Raw genomic sequence first — 22527 nt, forward strand, 5'->3', positions numbered from 1 at the left:
GGTTCAGTTCACGCATTTCGGTCCATTCTGGCCTGCATAGATCGGTGGGGCGGGTGGGACAGGTGTCGCCGAGCTCGCTGAGGCGGAAGAGCCGAACACTCGACCTGCCGCTGAGCCCGGACCAGAATAGTCGCTTGTCAGCACGGCGCTCACCGTATCCGGCGACAACGCCGGATCTGCCAGGATCGGCAACCCACCGAGCGTCTCGGCCACCGCCCGAGCCGAGGGGCCTACGGTATCCGCGGCGAGCACCCGACTGCTCGTGACACGCTGTCCGGTGTAGTTGGCCACCTCGCCACGACGGAACCCCTCGGCACTCAGCATTCGGGCCACTTCAGCCGCGAGCCCGCCGACGCCGCTGGCGTTGTATACGCTAACGGTCACCGTCGCAGGATCGGCGATCCGCGCGGACTCACCGTCGCCTACCAGAGCAGCGATGAAATTCTCGACCGAACTGACGTCGACCTCGACCACCGATTCCCCGCTACTGGTCGAGCCGTTGAGATCGGCGACCGGGATGGTCTCGAATGTCACCTGCCCGGCGGAAAGATCCTTCAACTGTTGCAGGAACGCCAGCACATCCCAGCCCTCGTCGAGCACGACCGCTCGTCCCACCGCATCGCTGAGCTGCCGTAACTTGGCCGGATCGCTCAGCGTCTTCGTGCTGAGCATCTGCTGCACCAACTGTGCCATGAACACCTGCTGGCGCACGATGCGATCGATGTCGCCGCGTGGCAGGCCGTGGCGCTGGCGGATGAAACTCAATGCTCGCGGTCCGTCCAACCGCTGGCGGCCTGCCGGGAAATCAGCGCCGGACATCCATTCCTCGACGGGCCGGTTCAAGCAGACCTCGACTCCACCGACCGCTTCGGTGAGCAACACGAAACCGAGCAGACTCACCTCAGCGTAATGATCGACGGTGATACCGGTGAGGTCGGCCACGGTCTTGATCAGCGCCCGTCTTCCCGCCTGGGTGGATTGTCGCTCCGCGTCGGTGCGCGCGACTCCCTGGTCGAGCATCTTCAACCGCTGGGTCTCTTTGGTCGCGCCGAAGGCAGAGTTGATCTTGCCCATGCCGATACCGGGGATACTGACGTAGGAATCGCGCGGAATCGAGATTGCGGTAGCGGAGCGTCCGTCGTTCGGCACACGTAGCAATACAATGGTGTCGGTATTGGTACCGACCTCATCGCCTGCGTGCAGCATGGCCCGCTCCGCATCCGACAACGGGTTGCCATGCGCGTCGGTCCGGCTGTCCACCCCCACCAACAGGATGTCGACCGCGCCATCACGCCCGCCACCGAGATCCAGGTCGCCGATGCGCTCGATACTGGAGACCAGCGCATCGACGCTGCGCCAAGCCATACCGGTGAACACGAGCACCAAGATCGCCACAGCCGCGACGAACGAACGCAACGGTCCGGGCCACTGTGCGCTGGACCCGGTTCGCCACGCCGACACTGATGTGCCTCTCCGCTGCGACAATTCTGCCTCCTCTCGCCGAAAATCAATGTCCTGAAGACGTCTTGACGACGCATGCCCTACTGCTCCACCACCTACGGTTCCCGCACGGCCGATCGTGCTGATCCACCTGGCACGCCCAGGCAGCGAACAGGTAACGCGAACAATCTCGAGCGGGAGAACAGCGACGTGCCACACTTGCGCCGTGACCGACCCCACCGCACCCGAACTTTTTGCATCCGCCCACCTCGTCGTCACCGGGGCGCACGGACAGGTAGGCCGGGAACTGCTGCGTCTGGTTCCGACTGCCCGCGGCTACGGGCACGCCGAACTCGACATCACCGACCCCGCCGCTGTGCGCTCGGTCCTCGCACCCGGCGATGTGGTGCTGAATTGCGCCGCCTTCACCGCCGTCGACCGGGCCGAAACCGAGATCGAGGCAGCCTACGCGGGTAACGCGACCGGACCGGCCGTACTTGCCGAGGCCTGCGCCGACCTCGGTGCCAGACTGATCCATCTGTCCACAGATTATGTCTTCCCTGGTACTCACGGTACGCACGATCGACCGTATGACACGACCGATCCGACCGGACCGGTCTCCATCTACGGAAAATCCAAGCTGGCGGGCGAACAAGAGGTGCTCGCCCGCTGTCCGGACGCCCATGTGGTCCGTACCGCGTGGGTATACACGGGGTACGGTAGCGATTTCATTGCGAAGATATTGCGCCTGGCAGGAGAGCGCGACACCATCGATGTGGTCGATGACGAGGTCGGCTCACCCACATATGCCGCCGACTTGGCCACCGCGCTAGTGGAATTAGCCGGACAACCTGATGCGCCGCGGTTGCTGCATGCCGCCAATGCCGGACAGGCCAGTCGGTTCGAGCTCGCACGTGCGGCTTTCATCGAGGTCGGCGCCGACCCAGGCCGGATCCACCCGTGCAGCTCGACCACGTTCCCCAGACCCGCACAGCGCCCGGCGTATTCAGTGCTGTCGCCGCGGGCCTGGGAAGAAGCCGAACTGACCCCCCTGCGCAATTGGCGCACGGCACTGGGGGACGCGCTGGCACGACGGTCCGGCTAGGGTTGGCAGACGTGAGTGAGCGCAGCGAGCGAACCCTTGATACAGCAGCTTTCGCTCATGGGGAGGCCGAGCAGCAGCAAGGCCACACCGTGAGCGATTCCGATCCCGATTCCGTTGCGTCCGCCGGCTTCGCCGTCGTCACGGTGACCTATTCGCCTGGTAAGCACTTGGAGCGCTTCATCGCGACCCTCGCCGAGGCGACCGCGGCGAAACCTCAGGTGATTCTCGCCGACAATGGCTCGGCGGACGGCGTGCCCGAACTGGTCGCCGAGGCCGACACCCACGTACGGCTACTGCGCACTGGCGGCAATATCGGCTACGGCGGCGCGATCAACCGAGCAGTCGCGGAGATCGATCCGGAAGTCGAGTTCATCGTGATCGCCAATCCGGACATCCGCTGGGGCACCGACTCTATCGACACGCTGCTCGCCGCTGCGCAGCGCTGGCCGAGGGCTGGAGCGCTCGGTCCCCTGGTGCTGGAGCCGGACGGCAGCGTATACCCCTCGGCCCGCCGCGTACCAGGGCTACTGGATGGCGCCGGCCACGCGCTCCTGGGCACGATATGGAAGTCCAATCCCTGGACCCGCCGGTACCGGCAGGAGAACGAGGAGATCTCGGAGCGGGCGGTCGGCTGGCTATCCGGATCATGCCTGCTGGTGCGTCGCGCGGCATTCGATTCGATCGATGGCTTCGACTCGCGGTACTTCATGTATATGGAGGATGTGGACTTCGGCGACCGCATGGGCAAGGCAGGCTGGCACAATGTGTTCGTGCCTGACGCCGAGGTCACCCACGCCAAGGGGCACGCGGCAGGCCGCAGGCCCGAGACGATGCTGCCCGCCCACCATGCCAGTGCCTACCGCTTCCAAGCCGATCGACATCCGCACTGGTGGCAGGCACCCCTGCGGCTGGTACTACGGGCCGGACTTGCGGTGCGCTCGAAGGTTGCGGTTCGATCTGCCTTGCGCCGACAGGCGCGTGACGCCGGATAGCCGGCCGTCGCGAGCGAGAGACAATGTTGTGGACAGGGGAGCGTGATGGCAGGAAACGCAGGTACCGATGCCGTGATCCTGGTCGGTGGCCAGGGCACTCGACTGCGCCCGCTGACTCTCTCGGCACCGAAGCCCATGTTGCCGACTGCCGGATCACCGTTCCTGACCCATCTGCTCGCCCGCATCGCCGAAGCCGGGATCACCCACGTGGTACTCGGCACCTCGTTCAAGGCCGAGGTGTTCGAAGAACACTTCGGTGACGGCTCCGAACTCGGGCTGGAGCTCGAGTACGTCACCGAGACCGAGCCGCTCGGTACCGGCGGCGGCATCCGTAATGTGCTGCCCAAGCTGCGATCGGACACCGTGCTGGTCTTCAACGGAGATGTACTCGGCGGCACCGACCTCGGCGCGGTGCTCGATACCCACGAGTCGACCCACGCCGATGTGACGCTGCACCTGGTGCGGGTCGGGGACCCGCGTGCGTTCGGCTGCGTGCCGACCGATGAGAACGGCCGGGTCACCGCGTTCCTGGAAAAGACCCAGGACCCGCCGACCGATCAGATCAACGCCGGGTGCTATGTCTTCCGTCGCGAGTACATCGAGAAGATCCCGTCCGGTCGTCCGGTCTCCGTGGAACGGGAAGTGTTCCCCGCCCTGCTAGCCGAAGGCGCCCACATCCAGGGATATGTCGACATCTCCTACTGGCGCGACATGGGTACCCCTGAAGACTTCGTCCGCGGCTCCGCGGATCTGGTCCGCGGCATCGCTCCCTCCCCCGCGCTCCCCGGACAGCGGGGCGAATCGCTGGTTCACCCCGGCGCGGGCGTCGCCCCAGGCGCGGTACTCATCGGCGGCACCGTGGTCGGCCGCGGTGCCGAAATCGGCGCAGGAGCACGACTGGACGGCGCGGTCGTTTTCGACGGCGCCGTGATCGAGGCAGGCGCCACCGTTGAGCGCACCATCATCGGGTTCGGCGCGCGCATCGGCCCACGCGCGCTCGTCCGGGACGGCGTCATCGGCGACGGCGCCGTCATCGGCGCACGGTGCGAACTCCTGCGCGGCGCCAGGGTCTGGCCAGGCGTACAGATTCCCGACGGCGGTATCCGTTTCTCCACTGACATCTGAAGCCGGCGGTTCCAGCGAGAAGGTGCCCATCCCTGAGACACAGACCGTACACTGGCCGCATGCCGAGTTACAGCTATCGGTGCCGCAGCTGCGACGACACGTTCGAGTCGATCCGTCCGATGGCGGAATCATCGGCACCAGCGATCTGCCCCCATGGACACGAAGACACGGTCAAGTTGCTCACCACCTTCGCCGCTGTCACCAAGGGCGGCAGCGCGCCCACGCCGAGCCAGATAGCGCCACCAGCGGGCGGCGGCTGCTGCGGTGGTGGCGGCTGCTGCGGCTGACCGCACTCCACCGGCGCGGGCGTCAGTCACGCCGATCGGTATGGCCCAAGGAGCGTTCAGGCGCGACCCGATCGCGCACTCGCTGCTTGAGCAGCGCGATGTCGGGGAATCCGCCATCAGCCTTGCGTTCCCAGATCTGTTCGTCGTCGACGGTGATCCGGAATATCCCGCCCGAACCAGGGACGAGCGCTACTTCACCCAGATCGGTAGCGAAAGTGCTGAGCAATTCCTGCGCCATCCAGCTCGCGCGCAACAGCCAGCGGCATTGGGTGCAGTACTCGATCGCGACGCGTGCCATGTCCGCTGACGCTACCGGTCAGGTGGGATGGGTACCATCCAGATAGACCCAAGCACCATCGGATCGGACGAATCTGCTGATCTCATGTAGTGCGCCACGGCCTGTCACGTTCCGATAGTGCGCGACGAACTCCACAGTGCCGGTGTCGTCGAACAATCCACCGCGTTCGGTGCGGTTGATTTCCAGCGACAACCAATGGCGCAGTGGATCCAGTGCCAGCGCACTCGGACGCGTCCGCGAATGCCAGGAACGCAGCAGATAGTCGGTGTCGCCCACCACGAACGCGGTATAGCGTGAACGCATCAACGCTTCGGCAGTCGCGGCAGTGCGCTCACCACGCAGCACTAGAGCACAACAGTTATCGAATGCCTCACCGTGGCCGCACGGGCATCTGTGCGATGTGTCCATAACGTCGATCTTGCCGCCGGGCTACCCGGCACGACCGCTTGGGTCATCCACGGTGCACGTCGACAGCCTCCAGTTCCATAGCGAGAGCCAAGGTCTGTTCACACCAACGCCGCAGATCGGTGACGCTCGGCGCAAGCTCGTAGTCATGATGGTGGGCGGCGCGTGACAGCGTCGCCCACAGCACCGCCACCCGTGCCGCCACGTCCGGCCCCACGAAGGCTCGTAACGCGATCAGCTGAGCCCGCATCGGACAGCGGGCCAGCGCCGGTGCCGCGCGCAGCCACAGTTCGTCGACGGACTGTTCCAAGGCGATCCGCAGAATCCACGCCGTAGCCCGCGACCACAACCCACCTGCAACGCTCACCGACCCACCGAGCAACAGCTCAGCAGTTTCCAACCGCTCGGCCACCGAAGGTCTGCGCACGCGCCGCCTGCGTGCGCCATTCCTCGGCCCGCGCGGCCCATTCCGGGCAGCGGGGCTGCCCGGAGCATGTCTGTGCCGCCTGCTCATCGGCCCGTCACTGGGCCAGCCATGCAACGAATTTCTCGGTCTCACTGATCAACTCACGCATATCGCGCCTGATCGGTACGTGCGCACCTGCCGTAGCGTCGCGTAATGCCTCTACTACCCATCGCCCTTCTCGCGCAAGGAGATTCTTGTTCAGATCGTCGACCTTGCTACCGACACCGAACACCGCCAATGCCACCTTCGCCCTGGTCGAATGCGCAGCATCCACATGACGTTCCACTTCGCTATGGTTCATGCCAGCGGCCAGCAACATACGTCTAGCCCTGGCCAAACTGGCCGCCTCCACCGCGGAACGACAGCAGGTGGCCACCAACTCATCAGCGATCGCCGCGGGCAGCTGCGGGGTACGCACCAGTGCCCTGGCGTCGTCGAGGTAGCGGCGGATCGGATCGCTGGACACTCGCACCTCAACCGCTGAACGGTCACGGCGTTGCACTTCTAATACCGTCGCGTCGAGCTGCATACGCCGCACCGCCTCGGCGAGCCGCTCGTCATGCGTGAAAACCACTACCTGCCTGGTCATGGCGACCATGGCCAACACCTGCGCCAAGCCGTCCACCTTGGCCGGGTCCATCGCCTGTACCGGATCATCGATCATGACGAAACGAAAGGGGCTTTCCCGCACAGTAGCCCGCGGCAGGAACAGTGAAAGCCCGAGCGCGTGCAACTCTCCCTGGCTCATCACCCCCAACGCGGCGCCGTCCACCTCGTCCACCGTCACGTCGAGCAGCACACGGCGCGCGGTACCCGCGTTGCCCTGCAGGCGGATTGCACCCAGCTCGACATTGCTTTGCTGCCGCAAAGTACGCCATACCCAGCGGGCAGTCGTCTCCAGCGGGGTCATGCGCTCGCCACGCAGACTCGCGGACGCCGCCTTCAGCCAGTCCTCGGCCTTCCTCACCGTACGCAGTTCGGCCGCGTGCGCGGCGACTTCGCGCGCGTCTTTCAACCATTGCACGATCCGCGCGACCAACGGCGTCCATACCTCGTCCAGGCGGTCGAGTTCCTTACGGGTGCTCTGTTGCAGCAGCTCGAGCTCGTCGACCAACCGCGCATGCGCACCACGCAGCCGGTCCGGCAAGTCTTGGGTGTAGTCGGCGGTGATCAACGCAGCCCAGTCGGCCCAAGCCGCACGCACCGAGGTGGGGTCGACCGACGGGGGATTACGCGGATCGAAATCCAGCTCCCCTGGTACGAGCGCAGCAAGCGACCGCGCATCCCGCACCGCATCGTCGAGTTCCCTGCGCGCAGCGGTAAGCGTGACGACACGTGCTGCGAGCTGCTCGATGACCGAGTCGGTGTCGCGGGCCCATGCCATGTCGAGTACGCCACAGCCACAGACCGGGCACGGACAACTCCCGCTCGCCTCCTGATGCGCCCGTGCCGCGTGCAAGAGCTCCAACACCCGCAGATCGGCCGCTGCGTCGGTGGTGGCACCGCTGGTGATGGCCGCTCCGCAGGCCTCCAACCGGGCCGCGACTGCCTCCACCTCTGTGTCCACAGGCACCGCGAGCCGCACAATGGCCCGCAGGCCATCCACTCCGGCCGGGTCGCCCACTGTGCCGAACACCGCACGACCCACTGCGGCGAGATCCGGCTGAGCCGGACGCAACAGACCAGCCACGCGCACTGCCCGGTCATCAGCTACCTCGTCGAGCGACTCGAGGAGCTCCAGTCGTTCCTGCCGCGAGTTCCGGACGGCACGTTCCAGCTCCAATCGGCGCATGCGGATTCGCTCCTGCGCCACGGTCAACTCATCGAGTCCGAGTAGTTGGTGCAACGCGTCGAAGAGGTCACTCGGCTTGCCGTCGACCAACGCACCGAGTTCACTGTAGGACAGGAAGGGACGGTAGAGTTCCAACTCAGCCGCCCACCGTCGCATATCGAATTCCGTTGGCAAAGCAGGTGGATGCCGCTGGGTCCAGTGCGCGCCGGACAGATCCGCATCGGCGGTCCATTCTTTGGCGATGATCAGCTCAGGGGTTTCACCCGAAGTCAGCAGCTCGAGTTCGATACGCGCGGCCACGCCGTCATGCAGATTGCGCCAGCCTTCCCGCCAAGCTGCCGAACGGCCATCCCAGCGACGGTTTCCACCGGTCAACGCTAATTCGGCAGCCTCGGCAAAGCTGGATTTGCCGCTGCCGTTACGACCGACGACCAGGGTCAGACCCGGTCCTGGCGTCAGGCGCAATGTCGCCTCCGGTCCGATACCCCGGAATCCACGCACTCGAACAGCGCGCAGGTAGATCCCCGAATAGTCGAAAAACTTTGTCGCGGGACCGGATTCGACGGTACCGAGAGCTCGCCGCACAGTACGCGCAACTGAAGGCGGCATTGCCGGGTCCTCGACGAGACGCCGGGCCACCACCTCCGACAGCCGAGGCTCCGGCTCCACGGAAGTACCGGCTTCGGCGGCATCGGGGTCCTGGCGCATGCGAGAAATCCTCCACCATCGAGCAGCTACACGCGCTCCGACCTGGCGCGCAGCACCCATACCGAAGCTGCGCGAAACGCTACCCGATCACGCCGGGGACCGTCACCGCACCAGCGCGAATCTGCCCGCAGGGATGGAAATGGCCATCGAAACACGTACGCCACGCCCGATGTCCACCCCTCGTACCACCCCAGCGGGCAGCCCGATGATGTCAACACCCATCCTGGATGGCTCGGTCGAGCCGAACAGGACAGGATGCCAGAGCATTTCGAAACACGCAATTTCTGGCTGCTCGAGGAACGAACCTCCAGCCACACCTTCTTCTGATTGCGTCGTATCTATCGATTGCGGCGTTTGTCGTTGCGCTGCGGTACGACTCGACCCAGCCGCGCGAAACACCCGGCTGCTCAAAGGACTTCCAAAGATCAAAGCACGGCTCACCTGAGTGCCATGGACGCATTCCCAGCTGTCCGCGGCCTCCGGCTACGGGGTGGGAGTCCCCGCACCGGGCTAACTGTTCATCGCGACCGAGCAGCCGATCGCGCGGTGGCTGACCAAGGTCGCCAGTGTGCTGCGCACCCAAGATCTGCCCGTCTCCAGCACGCACATCATCGAAGCCGTCCGGCTCGCCGATACGCTCGCCTCGCCGCGCGGACACCCGCTGGACGATCTGCCGGAGATCACCGAGGCAGCCAGATCAGTGGTATGCGACGGCGATGAGACAATGCTGCAGTTGTTGGTGCGCGGACTCATCGTCGGCGAGGCGCTCGGCACGGTCCCGGAACAGGCGCCGACCGTGCCGTTGGAAGCAGAACCACGCGCGGCCGCGTCTATTGCACCGGCTGCGGTGCTTAAGAGTGATACGGTCTGCTCGCGCATGGGAACTCACCGAACCAGAACAGCGATAACCAGCTGTTCCGCAGGTTCGCCATCTATTTCGCGATCGGGAAGGCGGAACCGGAACCGCTGGAAGGGCTCTCGGCTCCGCCTGCGTCTCGTCATCGCAATCACCGACCCGGCCTTCTTCGACCGGATAGTGCCCAGCCACAAGATGAAATTCTCACCATGATCACGAACAGGGCCGAGGCCGCAGGGGCCGGTGACTGTGTCTCGGTCGGCCTAGAAGCCGGTGACTTCCTGGATCAGGGAGAAGACCTGTACAGCCAGCAACGCCAGAGTGTTCAGGATGATCGTCGGCTCCATGACAACTCCTTCTTCGAGCTAGCGAATAGGACAGTCTTGCGATAGTACGCGGGGCCGAGCGCTGTTCCCGTGATCGCCGCCTGGCGTGTACGACGATCTCAACGGCTGATCAGGCGGGCTCCCGGGAACAGGACCCCACACGCCCTTTCGCGGTGGACACACCGCGGACCGCCAAGGACTGCAGTACGGCGAACAAAACAGCAACATCATAGCAATCGAAGCGCCTCAATCGGTAGTGATCGCTATCAGTACCTGCGCTGCGCGCCATGATCAGGGCAGCCGACACCGGACCTTGGCAATAGGTCGCGGGCCGTGTGGCGCAAGGTCGCGGGCCGTGCGGCGCACAATGGTTATACGCCGCACAAGTCCCGTCAAAGGTCCGCGATGGCGGCGAGCGGTGGGGTACGTGCCGCACGCACCGCGGGCCAGAGTGCGGCGAGCACCCCGACAACCGCCGAACCGATCAGAACCAACATCAGCTGAGTCCACGGGACGTCGATCTGATCGAGCCCGAAATCACGCAGGGTACGCAAAAAGCCGATACCGAGCCCTAGGCCGAGCACCAAGCCCACGACCGCGCCGAATACCGCGATCAGCATCGACTCCAGATAGATCGTCCGGCGCACCTGGGGGCGCTGCATGCCGACCGCGCGCAGCATGCCGATCTCCCGACGGCGCTCCACCACTGAAAGCGCGAGTGTGTTCACAATGCCCAGGATCGCGATCACCACCGCCAGGGCGAGCAGGCCGTAGAGGATGGCGAGCAGGGTATTGATCTGCGCACCTTGCGCGCCCTTGAACTCCTCGCGGTCCTGTACCTGCACCACCACGAACTTCTCGGTCGCCCGCTCCAAATCGGCACGCATCTCGGTGAGGTTCGCACCCGACTTCGCCTTGATCAACACTAGGAAATCAGTGCGAAAGTTGAGCGGCACCACTTCGTTGTACACCACTTGCGACACCATCATGGGCCCGATCAGCGGGTTCTTCTGATATATGCCTGCCACTGTGAGCGGAATCTTCTTGCCGTCCAAACTCGCCGGAGTCACCTGGTCGCCGACCTTCCACCCCCGTTCGTCGGCCTCGTCCTCGGATACCAGCACATCTCGATCGCCGAGAGTGCTACTACCTCGGACGATCTCGAGGTTCAGCACATCGGCCAGCGACCCGTCCGCCGAGGTGGCGAACACCTGGTCAGCGCCGATCTCGAAACCTGCGGCGCGGATACCGACCGCCTCGGCCACTTCGGGCACCGTGGTGCGGACCGCTTCGGCCGCGCCGAACGGCACCCCGAGAAATTGCGGCCCCGCCAGCACATAATCGGCTCGCACCCCCTTGTCCACCAGCACACCGACGCTGGCTTTCGCCGACGTACCCAGCATGCTGATCGCCGATACCAGCATCAGACCCAGGGTCAGCGCGAATGCGGTCGCGGCAGTACGACGAGGATTACGTGCGGCATTGTTGCGCGCCATGCGGCCGATCGGCCCGAATGGGCGCACCAACACCCCGAGTACGGCTACCAATGGCCGCGACAGCGCGGGCGCGGTGAGCAGTACCGCGAAGATCAGCCCGAGCGCGCCGATCCCAACTGTGGCGGCCGCCGTGCCGCCAGAGCGTTGTGCCCCCAACACGACACACCCGATACCGAGCACCGCGAGCACTGCCCCGAGCATCGTGCGCACCCGCAGCGACTCGCTCACAGTCGCGAACTCCTCCCGCATAGCCTGCACCGGTGGGATCCGCGCAGCGCGACGCGCAGGCGCGTAGGCGCTGATCAAGGTCACCACGAGTCCGACAAGCAAACCGACCACGATGGTGCGCGGCCGCACCGCCATCGAACCGGTCGGCAACCCGAGATCGAAAGCATTCAGCACTGCGGACAGCCCGAACGCCAACCCGACACCACCCGCGAGGCCGATCGTGCTGCCGATCACCCCGATAACGAGCGCTTCGCTTACCACCGACCGGCCGATCTGCTGACGACTCGCACCGACCGCGCGCAGCAGCGCCAGCTCACGTAAGCGCTGCGCGACGATCATCGAGAAGGTGTTGTAGATGATGAACGTGCCGACGATCAATGCGATAGCGCCGAACGCGAGCAGGAAGTAGTTGATGAAGTTCAGCGCGTCGCCAACCTGTTTCTGCAGGTCGTCGCGCACCTGCTTGCCGTTCTGCACCTTGTAGCCGGGCAAGTCCTCGGCCAGGTTGTCCCGTAGTTCATCGCCCGAGATGCCGGTGGCCGTGAGGTCGACGTAGGCGACGTGCGAGCCGTCGGTGAACAATTTGCGCGCCTGCGTGTCTTCGAACAGCACGCTGATGAAGCCACCGGTTTCCGCGGGGAGCTCGTAGATCCCGGTGAGCGTGACGTCGATGGGCTCGGATTGCGACGGGATCAGGATCTTGGTCCGGTCGCCGACCCGCAGCCCAGCCCGCTCGGCCCCGCCGGTATTGAGCGCGATCTCACCGGGACGGGTAGGCGGAACGCCCTGCACAAACCGTTCCGGCTTCTCGACAGCTCGTTCCGGCGGCAGGTAGGACCTGCCGATAGTAGGCGCGCCGCCGGTCTGCACAGCTTTCTCGCCCTTCGGATCGAGCAGCACCACCTGTCCGTTCACGCTTGGCGCTACCCGGCCCACACCGGGGTACTTCGCGAGCTCGTCCACGATGTTGTTCGGCACACCTTGGGCTTGGCGATCTTTCGGACTGATCCTGACATCGACGCCCTCGGCCTCATTGGCGAAGATCCCGTCGAAAGTACGTTGTAGCGTATCGGTGAATACGAACGAGCCTGCGATGAAAGCGGTGCCGAGCACGACAGAAAGCACGGTCAGGACGAGCCGGACCTTATGCGCGGCGAGATTGCGCAGCGCGACCTTACGCATCGGATTGCTTGCCATCACACCCGCCCCCTTTGCTCCGCTGACTGCCCGATCATGCCTGCTCCAGCGCTTTCATCCGGTCCAGCACGGTATCGGCAGTCGGATCGCGCAGCTCGTCCACGATGCGCCCGTCGGCCAGAAACACCACCCGGTCGGCGAAGCCGGCCGCGTGCGGCTCATGCGTGACGATGACAACTGTCTGACCGAACTCGTCCACCGCGGCACGCAGAATCGATAACACCTCCTCCGAGGCCCGTGAGTCCAAGTTGCCGGTCGGCTCGTCACCGAAAATGATCTCCGGCTTGCCCGCCAGCGCCCGCGCACAAGCCACCCGTTGCTGCTGCCCCCCGGACAATTCGCTGGGACGGTGCGTGAGCCGATCAGACAATCCGAGCCGATCGATCACGATGTCCAACCAGTCTTGATCAGATTTGCGCCCGGCGATATCCAGCGGCAACGTGATGTTCTCCAACGCCGTGAGCGTCGGCACCAGATTGAACGCTTGGAAGACAAAGCCGATCCGGTCCCGGCGCAGCCGTGTCATCTTCTTGTCGGACAAAGTGGTGAGGTCGGTGTCGCCGATACAGACGGTGCCCGTATCGGCGCTGTCGAGGCCGGCCAGACAATGCATCAGAGTCGATTTTCCCGAGCCGGACGGGCCCATGATCGCGGTGAATTCTCCCTTCTCGAAGGCGACCGATATGCCATCCAGTGCTCTGACCTGGGTATCGCCCGATCCATAAAGCTTCGTCAGTTCGATGGCGCGAGCTGCGGCATCGGTGGAAAGCGCGGTACCCGAGGTGTCGGCGCTCAAAGCTTGCGAAGTCATGCCGTATAGTCTTACCGCCTTCACGCCCCCACGCCATCGGGAATACCCCTGAATCGCCGGGCTGGCCTGGGGTCTACGGGCTTGGCTTGGGTCTCTGATCGTTGGACTCGACTCCGACCGCCCAGGGGAAGGCCGAGGCCTTCGATCGAGCGCCCTCTGCGGCACGAGAGCGGTTGGGCTCGCCGAGTTCGGCGAGTAAATCCTCTGACAGCGCCACCAGCGCGGCCAGTGTCGCCGGGGTGAACCATGCGGGCCTAGTCGCGAACAAAATATCCTCGGAAGCGGTGTTACCGCTCGCACCTGGCGCGAACGGGCAGCCACCGAGCCCGCCGAGCGCACCGTCGACCATCTGCGCGCCCGCCGCAACAGCGGCGAGAGTATTGGCCACCCCCATCCCCCAGGTATCGTGCCCGTGGAACACGATGCGCCGCCGCGGAGTCTGCTCTCGCACTGCGGTGACCAGCCAGCTCACCTGTCCCGGATCCGCCTGTCCGAGAGTGTCGGCGAGCACGATGTCATCCGCCCCCTCGGTGCGCGGATCGCAAGCGATAGCGAGCACCCGCTTGCGATCCACCGGTCCGTCGAAAGGGCAGCTGAATGCTGTCGCCAGGCAGAGCTGGATCGAGCCGTCCACCTCGCGGGCCAATCGCACCGCCTCCGGCATAGCGGAGACGCTGTCCTCGGTGTCACGCCCGATATTCGCCTGGTTGTGCGCGTCCGAGACCGAGAAGCAGTATTGAAAGTTGCGCACTCCCGCCGCGGCGGCCTTCGCCACATGCCGCGGCGTAGCTACCCACACCCAGCATCGACGCAGTTCATCTGGCGTGAGCGCGGCGATCAGCTCCATAGTGTTCGCCATAGGTGCGACCAGATCCGGGCGCGCCATCGAACCGATCTCCAGCGCGGGCACGCCGAGCGCGAGCAGTCTGCGCACAATATCCACCTTGCGCTGCACCGGCAGCAATTTTCCGGTCAACTGCAGCCCGTCACGCAAGGTGACATCACGCAACACCGGCGAGCGCATCACCTGTCCTGCCGTGTTCATCGCCTGTCCGGTCATGTCCTCTGCCATGTCACTCCACCCACCGGACGTCGGCCACACATCACACCGCCCCATGGCTTGGCACCCGCCCCGGTCGGATTCGGCTGCACGGCGGGCCTGCGGCTGCCCGACACGCGCGGTTCCCGTGCGCCACACCCCGGAGGACACCTGCGGTCCGGTCGCGTGCTCATGGCGCCTCCAGCGCGTTGATAGCGGCTTCACTCATGCCGAGCAAGCCGGACAGCACCTCGCGGGTGTGCTCGCCCAGATCGGGACCGATAGTGCGGATAGGCAAGGACTGCTCACCGAGCACGGGAACAATGCCAGGAAAGCCTACCGTCTTCGGTTCCGGTGCACCGACATCCACGGTGAAGGGCTGGATCATATTGCGGGACCGATACTGTTCGTCAGCCACGATATCCGCCGCCGTATATATCGGACCACATGGAATGGCTGCGGCTTCCAAAAGTTTCAGTGCCTCGGCACGGGTGTGCCGGATCGTCCACTCGCCGATAGCCGAGTCGAGCCGCTCGCGCTGACGCCAACGGCCCGCATTGTCCTGGAGCTCCGGATCGGCGGCAAGATCCGGGCGGTCGATGACCGTCATATAGCGCTGGAAGATCGCATCGCCGTTACCGCCGATGATGACGCTGGTTCCATCGGCGCACAGGTAGGCATTGCTCGGCGCGATGCCCTCCATTCGGCCACCCACTCGTTCGCGTTGGATGCCGTAGGCGAGGTAGTCCGGTACCAGCGACTCCATCACCGACAGAACCGTCTCGTTGAGCGCCACATCGATCACACGTTCCGATAAGGGGATCTGCTGCTCGCCGCTGCGACGTTCCCGCTGAAACAACGCCATCACGGTCCCGAACGCGGCGTAGATACCGGCGATCGAGTCACCGATCGAGACACCGGTGCGCACCGGCGGACGATCGGGGTCGCCGACCAGCTCACGCAGGCCACCGATCGCTTCGGCCACCGCGGCGAATCCGGGCTGCGCCGCCAACGGCCCGGTCTGCCCATAACCGGAGATTCTGGTGATCACCAGTTCCGGGTTCACCTCGTTCAACCGCTCCGCGCCCAAACCCCAGTTCTCCAGCGTTCCTGGCCGGAAATTCTCCAGCAACACATCGCAGTGCCGGATCAGGTCCAACACAACGCTGCGACCTGCCTCGGTACGCAGATTCAGCGTGATCGACTTCTTGTTGCGATTGATCGTCCGGTAGAGCATCGAGGTATCGCCACCGTAGAGTCGCCATTTGCGCAACTCGTCACCTACCCCTGGGCGTTCGACCTTGATCACTTCGGCACCGAAGTCACCGAGGATACGCCCAGCGGTCGGCGCGGCGATGTAATTGCCGAGTTCCAGAACTCGCACACCGTCCAACGGCCGAATGCTCATGCCACCAGTGTGGACCATGCCGCCCGCCGGCCACAGCGCGGATACACCACTCGACCAACCGTGTGGCGCGATCGCAGCAGCGCAACCGAAGCCGAACCGCCCCACTACCGGGTTCGAATCTTACGAATGCGCAGCGCCGCAGGTGCTGTCGATCAACACAGCTCACGCAGATAAGCTAGATCGTCCGCGAGACCGTCGACCGGGGTTTCCAGGATTACCGGCGCGCACGCCGTCGTGCACACCTCGGCGAGCAAATGCGGATCGATGGTGCCGTTGGCGAAATTGGCGTGCCGGTCGGCGCCGGAATCGAAGGCGTCGCGCGAGGAGTTCAGGTGCACCAGGTCGATCCGGCCGGTAATCGCCTTGACCCGGTCCACGACACCGACCAGATCCTCCCCGCCCGCCCACGCGTGGCAGGTGTCCAGGCAGAAACCCGCCCCGTAGTCGCCGACCGCGTCCCATAGTCTGGCGATGGAATCGAAATGCCTGGCCATAGCGTGGTTGCCGCCTGCGGTGTTCTCGATCAGGATCGGTACCGCGAAACCACCTTTGTCCTGCTGGCGCTCGAACAGTTTGCGCCAGTTGTCGATTCCTGTGGTCAACTCGCTGTCGGAGCGCACGTGTCCACCGTGCACCACCAGACCGAACGCACCGAGCTCAGCGGCCGCTCGAGCCTGCTGTGCCACCGCGTTACGCGAAGGTATGCGCAACCGGTTGTTCAGGCTCGCTACATTGATCTGATAGGAAGAGTGCACCACGACCTCGATCGGACTCGCGAGGATCTCCGCGGTCCGGGGGTGCGGGACGGGTTTGTCCCAGCTCTGAGGGTCGACAACGAACATCTGGATGACATCGGCGCCCAATTTCTCACCGAAACCGATCGGATCGCCGTCGAGCCGGACGTGTGCTCCAATACGCATGCGGGTCAGCCTATTGAGTGGCTCCGACAGCAACCGACCGCCTCGGCGGACTCGATGTCCAGGAAGAACATCGGCCTGGTCTCCACTCCCGGTCCGTAGCATCACCCCCGGTGTCACTGCCGTCCCTTGCCCACCCTGACGCGGAGTCGATCAGCGCGGAGGATGCCCGCCTCCCGGATCGGACCGACCAGTGATCTCAGTCGGCTTCGCCACCCCCCGTACGGAGTTTGAGCAGGACCAAACCCGCCGTGCACGCGAGAATGAGACTGGCGACGGTGCTCTCCACGTTCAGTCCGGCGATACCGAGAACAGCCCCGGTGAGCCCGCCGATGAAGATCGGCCAACCCAGCGTCCGTGACACGAGCGCGGACATCGTGAGTGTCCGTTGGTTCGATGTCGGTTGTCGCGCGGTTGCCCCTACCGCGTCTTCCACGGTCTGGGGCGACTCCCGCTGCGACACTGTCGAGTAAACACCCACCATCTACTCCTCGATGACGCCGATCAGGGAACCACTGTCACGTTCTCACGCAACGTGTCTCGCATTTTGACACAGGCGTCTCACACGTAACTTCGCGCACATACGCTACGGCCCCTGGGCGCTGGAGAACAGCGACACGAACCCACGACACACCAAGAGATCAATTCGATATCTGATTCACTGGCATTTTAGATATCTTGCGCGCCTCAGCGACCACTCGGCTCCTGCGTCCACCCCGGCCGCGAGTATGGTTGGACACGCGCGACACACCAGGAGTACCCCCGATGGACAGCAGCAAGGCCAAGATCGCCGGGCCTGCGATCGCAGCAGGAGCGGTTTCCATCGGACTCGTCGTGCTCGGCGCATACGGGGTAGGCCAGCACGACACCTATGTCCCACCGCCACCGCTGGAAACAGGTCAGCCCGCAGACCCGGCCATTCGCGTGAGCACTCCCCCGCTCGGCACATCCCCGGTGATCATCCCGCCCTCACCTTCCTGGAGGATCGCACCCTACCGGCAGCCCCCAGCGCCGTTCGAGGGCTTTATCACTACTACACCGATATCCGCCGAGCCCTCCATGCCGTTTCCATCTGAAGACACTTCACTGAACTCCCTCATCTGATAGACCGGAACTCCGGTCTCCTGCGCGAACGGCAGGCGGTGTGGCGCCGAACGAGGTGACAGGAAGAGGGCTGTGGTGGTGCACGAGGCACGCACCACCACGCGGTCCTAAGGTTCGAGCAGCTCGTAATCGCCAACCCTCGAGCCGAGTATCCGCAGATGCTCCAGCCCACCGCCGAGCGTGCGCTCGATCGCGGTCAGCCTGGCCACATAGTGACCGACCGGGTACTCGGCGGTGACTCCGATGCCACCATGCATCTGGATCGCCTCTTGCCCGATATGCCGTGCCGCGCGCCCGACCTGCAGCCGCGCACGCGAGGCGATCACCGGATCATCGGCCCCCTCAGCAAGCGACGCCGTGAGGTACAGGCTCATACTGCGTGCCAGCTCCAACGAGACATACATGTCGGCCGCTCGATGGGTGAGCGTCTGGAATTTCGACAGTGTGACACCGAATTGCTTACGCTGCTTCAGGTATTCGGTGGTCAGTCGTAGTGCCTCTGCCATGGCGCCGACCGACTCCGCGCACAAGCTCGCCTGCGCATGTGTGAGCACCGACGCGATCACCTCGGTCGCATCCGCATCCCCGAGCCGTTCAGCGGGCGCTTCTGTCAATTCCAGCTGTGCGCCGCGTTGACCGTCCACTGTGCGATAAGTCTTGCGAACTACCCCCGCCGCATCGAGGTCGACCAAGAACAGCCCGATCTCCCCATCTGGTAGCACCGCGCTGACCACCAATTCTTGGGCGCTGTCCCCGTGCGGCACCGGATTCTTGACGCCATTGATCGTGTACGCATCGGCCCCGGCGACAGCAATAGTAGCCAGTTCAGTAGACGGCCAGCGCACCCCTGGCTCGGCATGAGCGAAGGCGAGCAGTTTCGCACCAGAGGCGACCTCGGGCAAGATCCTTTGCCGCTGCTCAGCGCTGCCCGCCGCGGCGATCAAACCACCCGGCACCAGCACTGCGTCCAGAATCGGTTCCGGCGCGAGCCTGCGGCCGAGTTCTTCCAGTACGACCATCGTCTCCACCGGACCCGCGCCACCGCCACCGTCCGCTTCGTCGAAACTCAGGCCGAGTACTCCGAGCTCGGCGAGCTGTCGCCACACATCACGGCTCCAGCCGAGTTCGGAATCGATGACCTTCAGTCGAGATTCGGCATCGTAGTTGTGCGCGAACAGATCGCGAACGGTGTCACGGAGCATGTCCTGTTCATCGGTGAGATCGAAATCCATGGTGTCGCCTCACAATCCAAGGATCGTGGAGGCGATGATGGTGCGCTGCACCTCGCTGGAGCCTCCGTAAATGGTTGTCTTGCGATAGTTCAAGTAGCTCGCCCCGCTGCGCTGCGCCCACTCCGGCGAGGCGATATCCTTCGCGTCCACCGGGATGGCATCCGGGCCTGCGATATCCAGCAGCAGCTCAGTGGCCGCCTGTTGCAACTCCGAGCCACGCAGCTTCAGCACCGAAGAGACCGGATTCGGTTTTCCTTCAGCAGAGTTGGAGACCACTCGCAGCTGGGTGAGCTCCAGCGCCAACAACTCGTTCTCCAGCTCCGCGATCCGCGCCGCGAACACCGGGTCCTCCAGGAGGGTCGCATTGCCTGATCGGGTCTGGGCCGCGTACTGCTTCGCAATGCTGATCTTGACCTTGGTGCGGCCGACGCCAGTAATACCAGTGCGTTCGTTTCCGAGCAGGAATTTCGCATAGGTCCAGCCCATATTCTCCGCACCGACCAACTGATCGGCGGGTACTCGGACATTCTCGAAGAAGACCTCGTTCACCTCGTACCCACCGTCGATCAATTTGATCGGACGAATGGTGACGCCAGGTGAATTCAGATCGAACAACAGGAATGAAATGCCTGCCTGTTTCTTCGACGCATTGGGATCGGTACGCACCAGGCAGAAGATCCAGTCCGCATACTGAGCCAATGTGGTCCAGATCTTCTGGCCGTTGACGATATAGGAATCACCGTCCCGCACTGCGGTGGTGCGCAATGACGCCAGGTCGGAGCCGGCATCCGGCTCAGAGAAGCCCTGGCACCACCAGATATCCAACGCAGCGGTGGGCGGCAGAAACCGTTCCTTGAGTTCTCGAGAGCCGAAATGAGCGATCACCGGGCCGACCATCTGCACATTGAAGGTCAGTGGTTCCGGCACCGAGGCGAGCTGCATCTCGTCTTGCCAGATGTGGCGCTGCATCGGCGTCCAGTCCTTGCCACCCCACTCCACCGGCCAGCCGGGCACTGCGATGCCATGGTCGTTGAGGATTTTGTGCGAGGTGACAACCTCGTCTCGGGACAGCGACCTGCCGTTTCGAACATGTGCGCGGATGTCGTCTGGGATCTCCGTCCGATAGAACGTGCGCAGTTCGTCGCGGAAGGCGACATCGTCGGGGGACAAGGAAAGTTTCATACGCATCTCCCTGTGTGTCTCGTACGTCTGAATTCAAACTACCCTTCGGTAACCCTTCTTTGTCGACTGGATCACAGCAAGAGGCCATACGGCCGTGGTTGTGACATCGCACCCATACATCGCTCTCGGGCGACGAAAGCGACGAGCTGGTACCTTGCTGCTCGTGGGTCGATGACCCTGAAAGGTTCGGTATCGAGGAGAACGAGTGAACGGCAGGACCAGCGCACGCACCGCGGTGATCGCGGCATCTCTCGGCATCGGCGCGATCCTGACCTGTGCGGGTCCAGCTGCCGCCGAGCAGATCAACACCCCGCTGAGCGCGGGTTTGGCACACTTGACCGAGGCCGCAGGTGCCGACTCGTCCGCACGGTCGGGCGTGGGAGCGCTGGTTCGGTACACCACTCTGGTCGATGCCGGGCAGCTACGCGATATCTCCAGTCCGTTCACGCCGTTCTCCTATGCCGCGCCCACCTTCGGCTGTGGCAGCAACGGGCCGATCACCACGATCATCGCCGCCGGGTCCACCCATGGGGCGGGTGGTCCTCAGGATCTGAACGTCCCCTCTGGCGCACTGCGGTTCAGCGCGACACCAGCACACCCCGGCACCCCGCTGGCCTCCGGACTCACGGTCGCGTGGGTGAACGTGAACACTGGCGCCAGCGGCCTGGCACCACTCGACGACATGACAGAGTACGGTCTTCCCTCGCTGTCCAAAACGGTCGACAGCGGTCCCGGCACAGTGCTCGCCTCGATGTGGGGCATCATCGACTACCCGTTTGCCCACTGTGTAATGACCCCGACGGTCGGCGTATTCACCGTCTCGGACCAGCCTGCCGACGCGCCTGCGCCCCACACCCACTCCCTGGCGTCGGGACTGGTCACACCAGGGCCGAACAACACCGAAGCCAAGCCCGCGCCGTAAGCGCGAACCAGCGACGCCCGGCGACCTCGCCACCGCATCGATTTTCGCAGCGATGCTCGCCCGATCGTTCCGATACGTCACACGCATCGCGGCGGCGGATCGGCCGCCGAACAGCTACTCCGCGATCCAAGCGAGAAGATCCGGGTGAACGAGTCAGCTCGACAGGTGAACGCGGAGAATCGCCCCGGCCACAGTGCTCGCGAGCAGTTCCGCCCGCCTGCCGGGAACCGCGACCACCGCGGTCATCGGCTGGCCGTTCAACACGGTGCACACGGCCCCGGTAACAGGGTCGACACGGACCAACCGGCCTGTGAGAGTAGTCACATAAATAATGCCTGTCGGGCCAACCAGCAAATCATCGGCGAAATCAGGCATGCCGGGTAATTTCGCGGACAACTCGGCAACAGTCTCTCGTTCAGCGGGCGCGGCAATCGGAATGCGAATGACCCGGCCGAACGGGCCACCATTGGCGGTCACGTACAGCATGCCCTCGTGCACGGCAATACCATTGGCGGCAGGTACGGTCGCCTGTGTTCCCCACCCGGTGTCGATACTCGCGTCGGGACGGACCCGGATGACACCGAACATGGTAGCCACGAACAAATCACCGCTCGAGTCGAACACGGCACCATTGGGCATGGTGAACCCGGAGACGAACACTTCTGGCGCCGGCAGCGTGGCAGCCGGATCGAAGCGGATCACGCCGCCGGGGCGAACGATGCTACTCGGCGCGTTACCGTAGACAACGTAGAGCAGACCGTCCGGACCGAGTCGCACCGCACCGGGAAGCTCTACCGGCACAGTCGCGGTCAACCTGCCCTCGGCGTCGTAACGCTGCACCTCGTTGCGGTAGATCCGGGAGACCCACAGGTTTCCCTGCGCGTCGTACCCCATGTTCTCCGACCAATCCAACACCGGCACTCCGGTCGGCACAGCCGTAACCGCCACCGCAGGAGCACAGGAAGCGCCAGGAAGTTCGGCAGTGGCGACCGGCGCGAGCACACCGATAACGGCCAGTCCTACGACGGACGAGAGCACAGCACCTCGACGACCAAGGGTTCTCAACAGTGATACCTCGACTCGAGAATGGATGGTTGCCAGGCAGTGTAGCCGCGCAGGGCATCTGTCGGTGGCTGCTCGGCATCGACCCGGATAAGCCCCGGCACCGCAAGGCTTTCCGGCACCAGGGCG

The 22527-nt window shown here is 64.4% G+C and carries 22 protein-coding genes; 7 read left to right on the forward strand and 15 right to left on the reverse strand.

Annotated elements, in window-relative coordinates:
• Window positions 1-3: 3 nt before the first annotated feature.
• Window positions 4-1365, reverse strand: a complete 1362-nt coding sequence (locus ACX4ZE_RS06190; protein ID WP_480272534.1) for an LCP family protein — start codon at window positions 1363-1365, stop codon at window positions 4-6.
• Window positions 1366-1666: 301 nt separating this feature from the next.
• On the opposite strand from ACX4ZE_RS06190, the gene rfbD reads away from it, so the two are divergent.
• The 4 genes from rfbD (at window position 1667) to ACX4ZE_RS06210 (ending at window position 4949) form a co-directional block, all read left to right on the forward strand.
• Window positions 1667-2545: a dTDP-4-dehydrorhamnose reductase gene (gene rfbD, locus ACX4ZE_RS06195; protein ID WP_480272335.1), complete on the forward strand. Its 879-nt coding sequence runs from the start codon at window positions 1667-1669 to the stop codon at window positions 2543-2545.
• A gap of 89 nt (window positions 2546-2634) precedes the next feature.
• A complete protein-coding gene (locus tag ACX4ZE_RS06200) occupies window positions 2635-3537 on the forward strand; it encodes a glycosyltransferase family 2 protein (RefSeq protein WP_480272535.1) in 903 nt (300 codons plus the stop codon).
• A gap of 45 nt (window positions 3538-3582) precedes the next feature.
• The gene (manB, locus tag ACX4ZE_RS06205) at window positions 3583-4662 is read left to right on the forward strand and encodes a mannose-1-phosphate guanylyltransferase (RefSeq protein WP_480272336.1); all 1080 of its coding nucleotides are present in this window, start codon (window positions 3583-3585) and stop codon (window positions 4660-4662) included.
• A gap of 59 nt (window positions 4663-4721) precedes the next feature.
• On the forward strand, window positions 4722-4949 hold the full coding sequence (locus tag ACX4ZE_RS06210; RefSeq protein WP_480272337.1) for an FmdB family zinc ribbon protein: 228 nt from the start codon (window positions 4722-4724) through the stop codon (window positions 4947-4949).
• Window positions 4950-4971: 22 nt separating this feature from the next.
• Here the strand turns inward: ACX4ZE_RS06210 and ACX4ZE_RS06215 are convergent, their stop codons facing one another.
• The 5 genes from ACX4ZE_RS06215 to ACX4ZE_RS06235 all read right to left on the reverse strand — a co-directional run bounded on the left by ACX4ZE_RS06215 (window position 4972) and on the right by ACX4ZE_RS06235 (window position 8885).
• On the reverse strand, window positions 4972-5247 hold the full coding sequence (locus ACX4ZE_RS06215) for an Rdx family protein (RefSeq protein WP_480272338.1): 276 nt from the start codon (window positions 5245-5247) through the stop codon (window positions 4972-4974).
• A gap of 18 nt (window positions 5248-5265) precedes the next feature.
• Window positions 5266-5592 carry a YchJ family protein gene (locus ACX4ZE_RS06220; protein ID WP_480272339.1) on the reverse strand — a complete coding sequence of 109 codons (327 nt, stop codon included), beginning with the start codon at window positions 5590-5592 and terminating at the stop codon, window positions 5266-5268.
• Between the two features lie 106 nt (window positions 5593-5698).
• A complete protein-coding gene (locus tag ACX4ZE_RS06225; protein ID WP_480272340.1) occupies window positions 5699-6079 on the reverse strand; it encodes a hypothetical protein in 381 nt (126 codons plus the stop codon).
• Between the two features lie 94 nt (window positions 6080-6173).
• Window positions 6174-8618, reverse strand: a complete 2445-nt coding sequence (locus tag ACX4ZE_RS06230; RefSeq protein ID WP_480272341.1) for an AAA family ATPase — start codon at window positions 8616-8618, stop codon at window positions 6174-6176.
• A gap of 102 nt (window positions 8619-8720) precedes the next feature.
• Window positions 8721-8885 carry a hypothetical protein gene (locus ACX4ZE_RS06235; protein ID WP_480272342.1) on the reverse strand — a complete coding sequence of 55 codons (165 nt, stop codon included), beginning with the start codon at window positions 8883-8885 and terminating at the stop codon, window positions 8721-8723.
• 253 nt (window positions 8886-9138) lie between these two features.
• Between ACX4ZE_RS06235 and ACX4ZE_RS06240 the strand changes: the two genes are divergently transcribed.
• The gene (locus ACX4ZE_RS06240) at window positions 9139-9687 is read left to right on the forward strand and encodes a DUF5682 family protein (RefSeq protein ID WP_480272536.1); all 549 of its coding nucleotides are present in this window, start codon (window positions 9139-9141) and stop codon (window positions 9685-9687) included.
• A gap of 505 nt (window positions 9688-10192) precedes the next feature.
• Here ACX4ZE_RS06240 and ACX4ZE_RS06245 read toward each other — a convergent pair.
• The 6 genes from ACX4ZE_RS06245 to ACX4ZE_RS06270 all read right to left on the reverse strand — a co-directional run bounded on the left by ACX4ZE_RS06245 (window position 10193) and on the right by ACX4ZE_RS06270 (window position 17272).
• Complete coding sequence (locus ACX4ZE_RS06245) at window positions 10193-12721, reverse strand: ABC transporter permease (RefSeq protein WP_480272343.1); 2529 nt, start codon at window positions 12719-12721, stop codon at window positions 10193-10195.
• Between the two features lie 34 nt (window positions 12722-12755).
• Complete coding sequence (locus ACX4ZE_RS06250) at window positions 12756-13532, reverse strand: ABC transporter ATP-binding protein (protein WP_480272344.1); 777 nt, start codon at window positions 13530-13532, stop codon at window positions 12756-12758.
• Window positions 13533-13605: 73 nt separating this feature from the next.
• Window positions 13606-14556 carry a beta/alpha barrel domain-containing protein gene (locus ACX4ZE_RS06255; protein ID WP_480272537.1) on the reverse strand — a complete coding sequence of 317 codons (951 nt, stop codon included), beginning with the start codon at window positions 14554-14556 and terminating at the stop codon, window positions 13606-13608.
• 205 nt (window positions 14557-14761) lie between these two features.
• On the reverse strand, window positions 14762-15979 hold the full coding sequence (locus tag ACX4ZE_RS06260; protein ID WP_480272345.1) for a CaiB/BaiF CoA transferase family protein: 1218 nt from the start codon (window positions 15977-15979) through the stop codon (window positions 14762-14764).
• A 152-nt stretch (window positions 15980-16131) separates the two neighbouring features.
• Window positions 16132-16899, reverse strand: coding sequence for a deoxyribonuclease IV (locus ACX4ZE_RS06265; RefSeq protein WP_480272346.1), 768 nt, complete (start codon window positions 16897-16899; stop codon window positions 16132-16134).
• 196 nt (window positions 16900-17095) lie between these two features.
• Entirely contained in the window at window positions 17096-17272 is a 177-nt protein-coding gene (locus tag ACX4ZE_RS06270; protein ID WP_480272347.1) for a hypothetical protein, read from the reverse strand.
• 389 nt (window positions 17273-17661) lie between these two features.
• Here ACX4ZE_RS06270 and ACX4ZE_RS06275 point away from each other — a divergent pair, with 389 nt between their 5' ends.
• The gene (locus tag ACX4ZE_RS06275; RefSeq protein WP_480272348.1) at window positions 17662-18000 is read left to right on the forward strand and encodes a hypothetical protein; all 339 of its coding nucleotides are present in this window, start codon (window positions 17662-17664) and stop codon (window positions 17998-18000) included.
• A gap of 107 nt (window positions 18001-18107) precedes the next feature.
• Here the strand turns inward: ACX4ZE_RS06275 and ACX4ZE_RS06280 are convergent, their stop codons facing one another.
• Entirely contained in the window at window positions 18108-19232 is a 1125-nt protein-coding gene (locus ACX4ZE_RS06280; RefSeq protein ID WP_480272349.1) for an acyl-CoA dehydrogenase family protein, read from the reverse strand.
• Window positions 19233-19241: 9 nt separating this feature from the next.
• Window positions 19242-20414 (reverse strand): acyl-CoA dehydrogenase family protein, encoded by a 1173-nt coding sequence (locus ACX4ZE_RS06285; RefSeq protein WP_480272350.1) that lies wholly within the window; start codon window positions 20412-20414, stop codon window positions 19242-19244.
• 205 nt (window positions 20415-20619) lie between these two features.
• Here ACX4ZE_RS06285 and ACX4ZE_RS06290 point away from each other — a divergent pair, with 205 nt between their 5' ends.
• Complete coding sequence (locus ACX4ZE_RS06290; protein WP_480272351.1) at window positions 20620-21336, forward strand: hypothetical protein; 717 nt, start codon at window positions 20620-20622, stop codon at window positions 21334-21336.
• Window positions 21337-21489: 153 nt separating this feature from the next.
• On the opposite strand, the gene ACX4ZE_RS06295 is transcribed toward ACX4ZE_RS06290, so the two are convergent.
• On the reverse strand, window positions 21490-22374 hold the full coding sequence (locus ACX4ZE_RS06295) for an SMP-30/gluconolactonase/LRE family protein (RefSeq protein ID WP_480272352.1): 885 nt from the start codon (window positions 22372-22374) through the stop codon (window positions 21490-21492).
• Window positions 22375-22527 lie beyond the last annotated feature (153 nt).

Source organism: Nocardia sp. TBRC8007, from assembly GCF_056629435.1.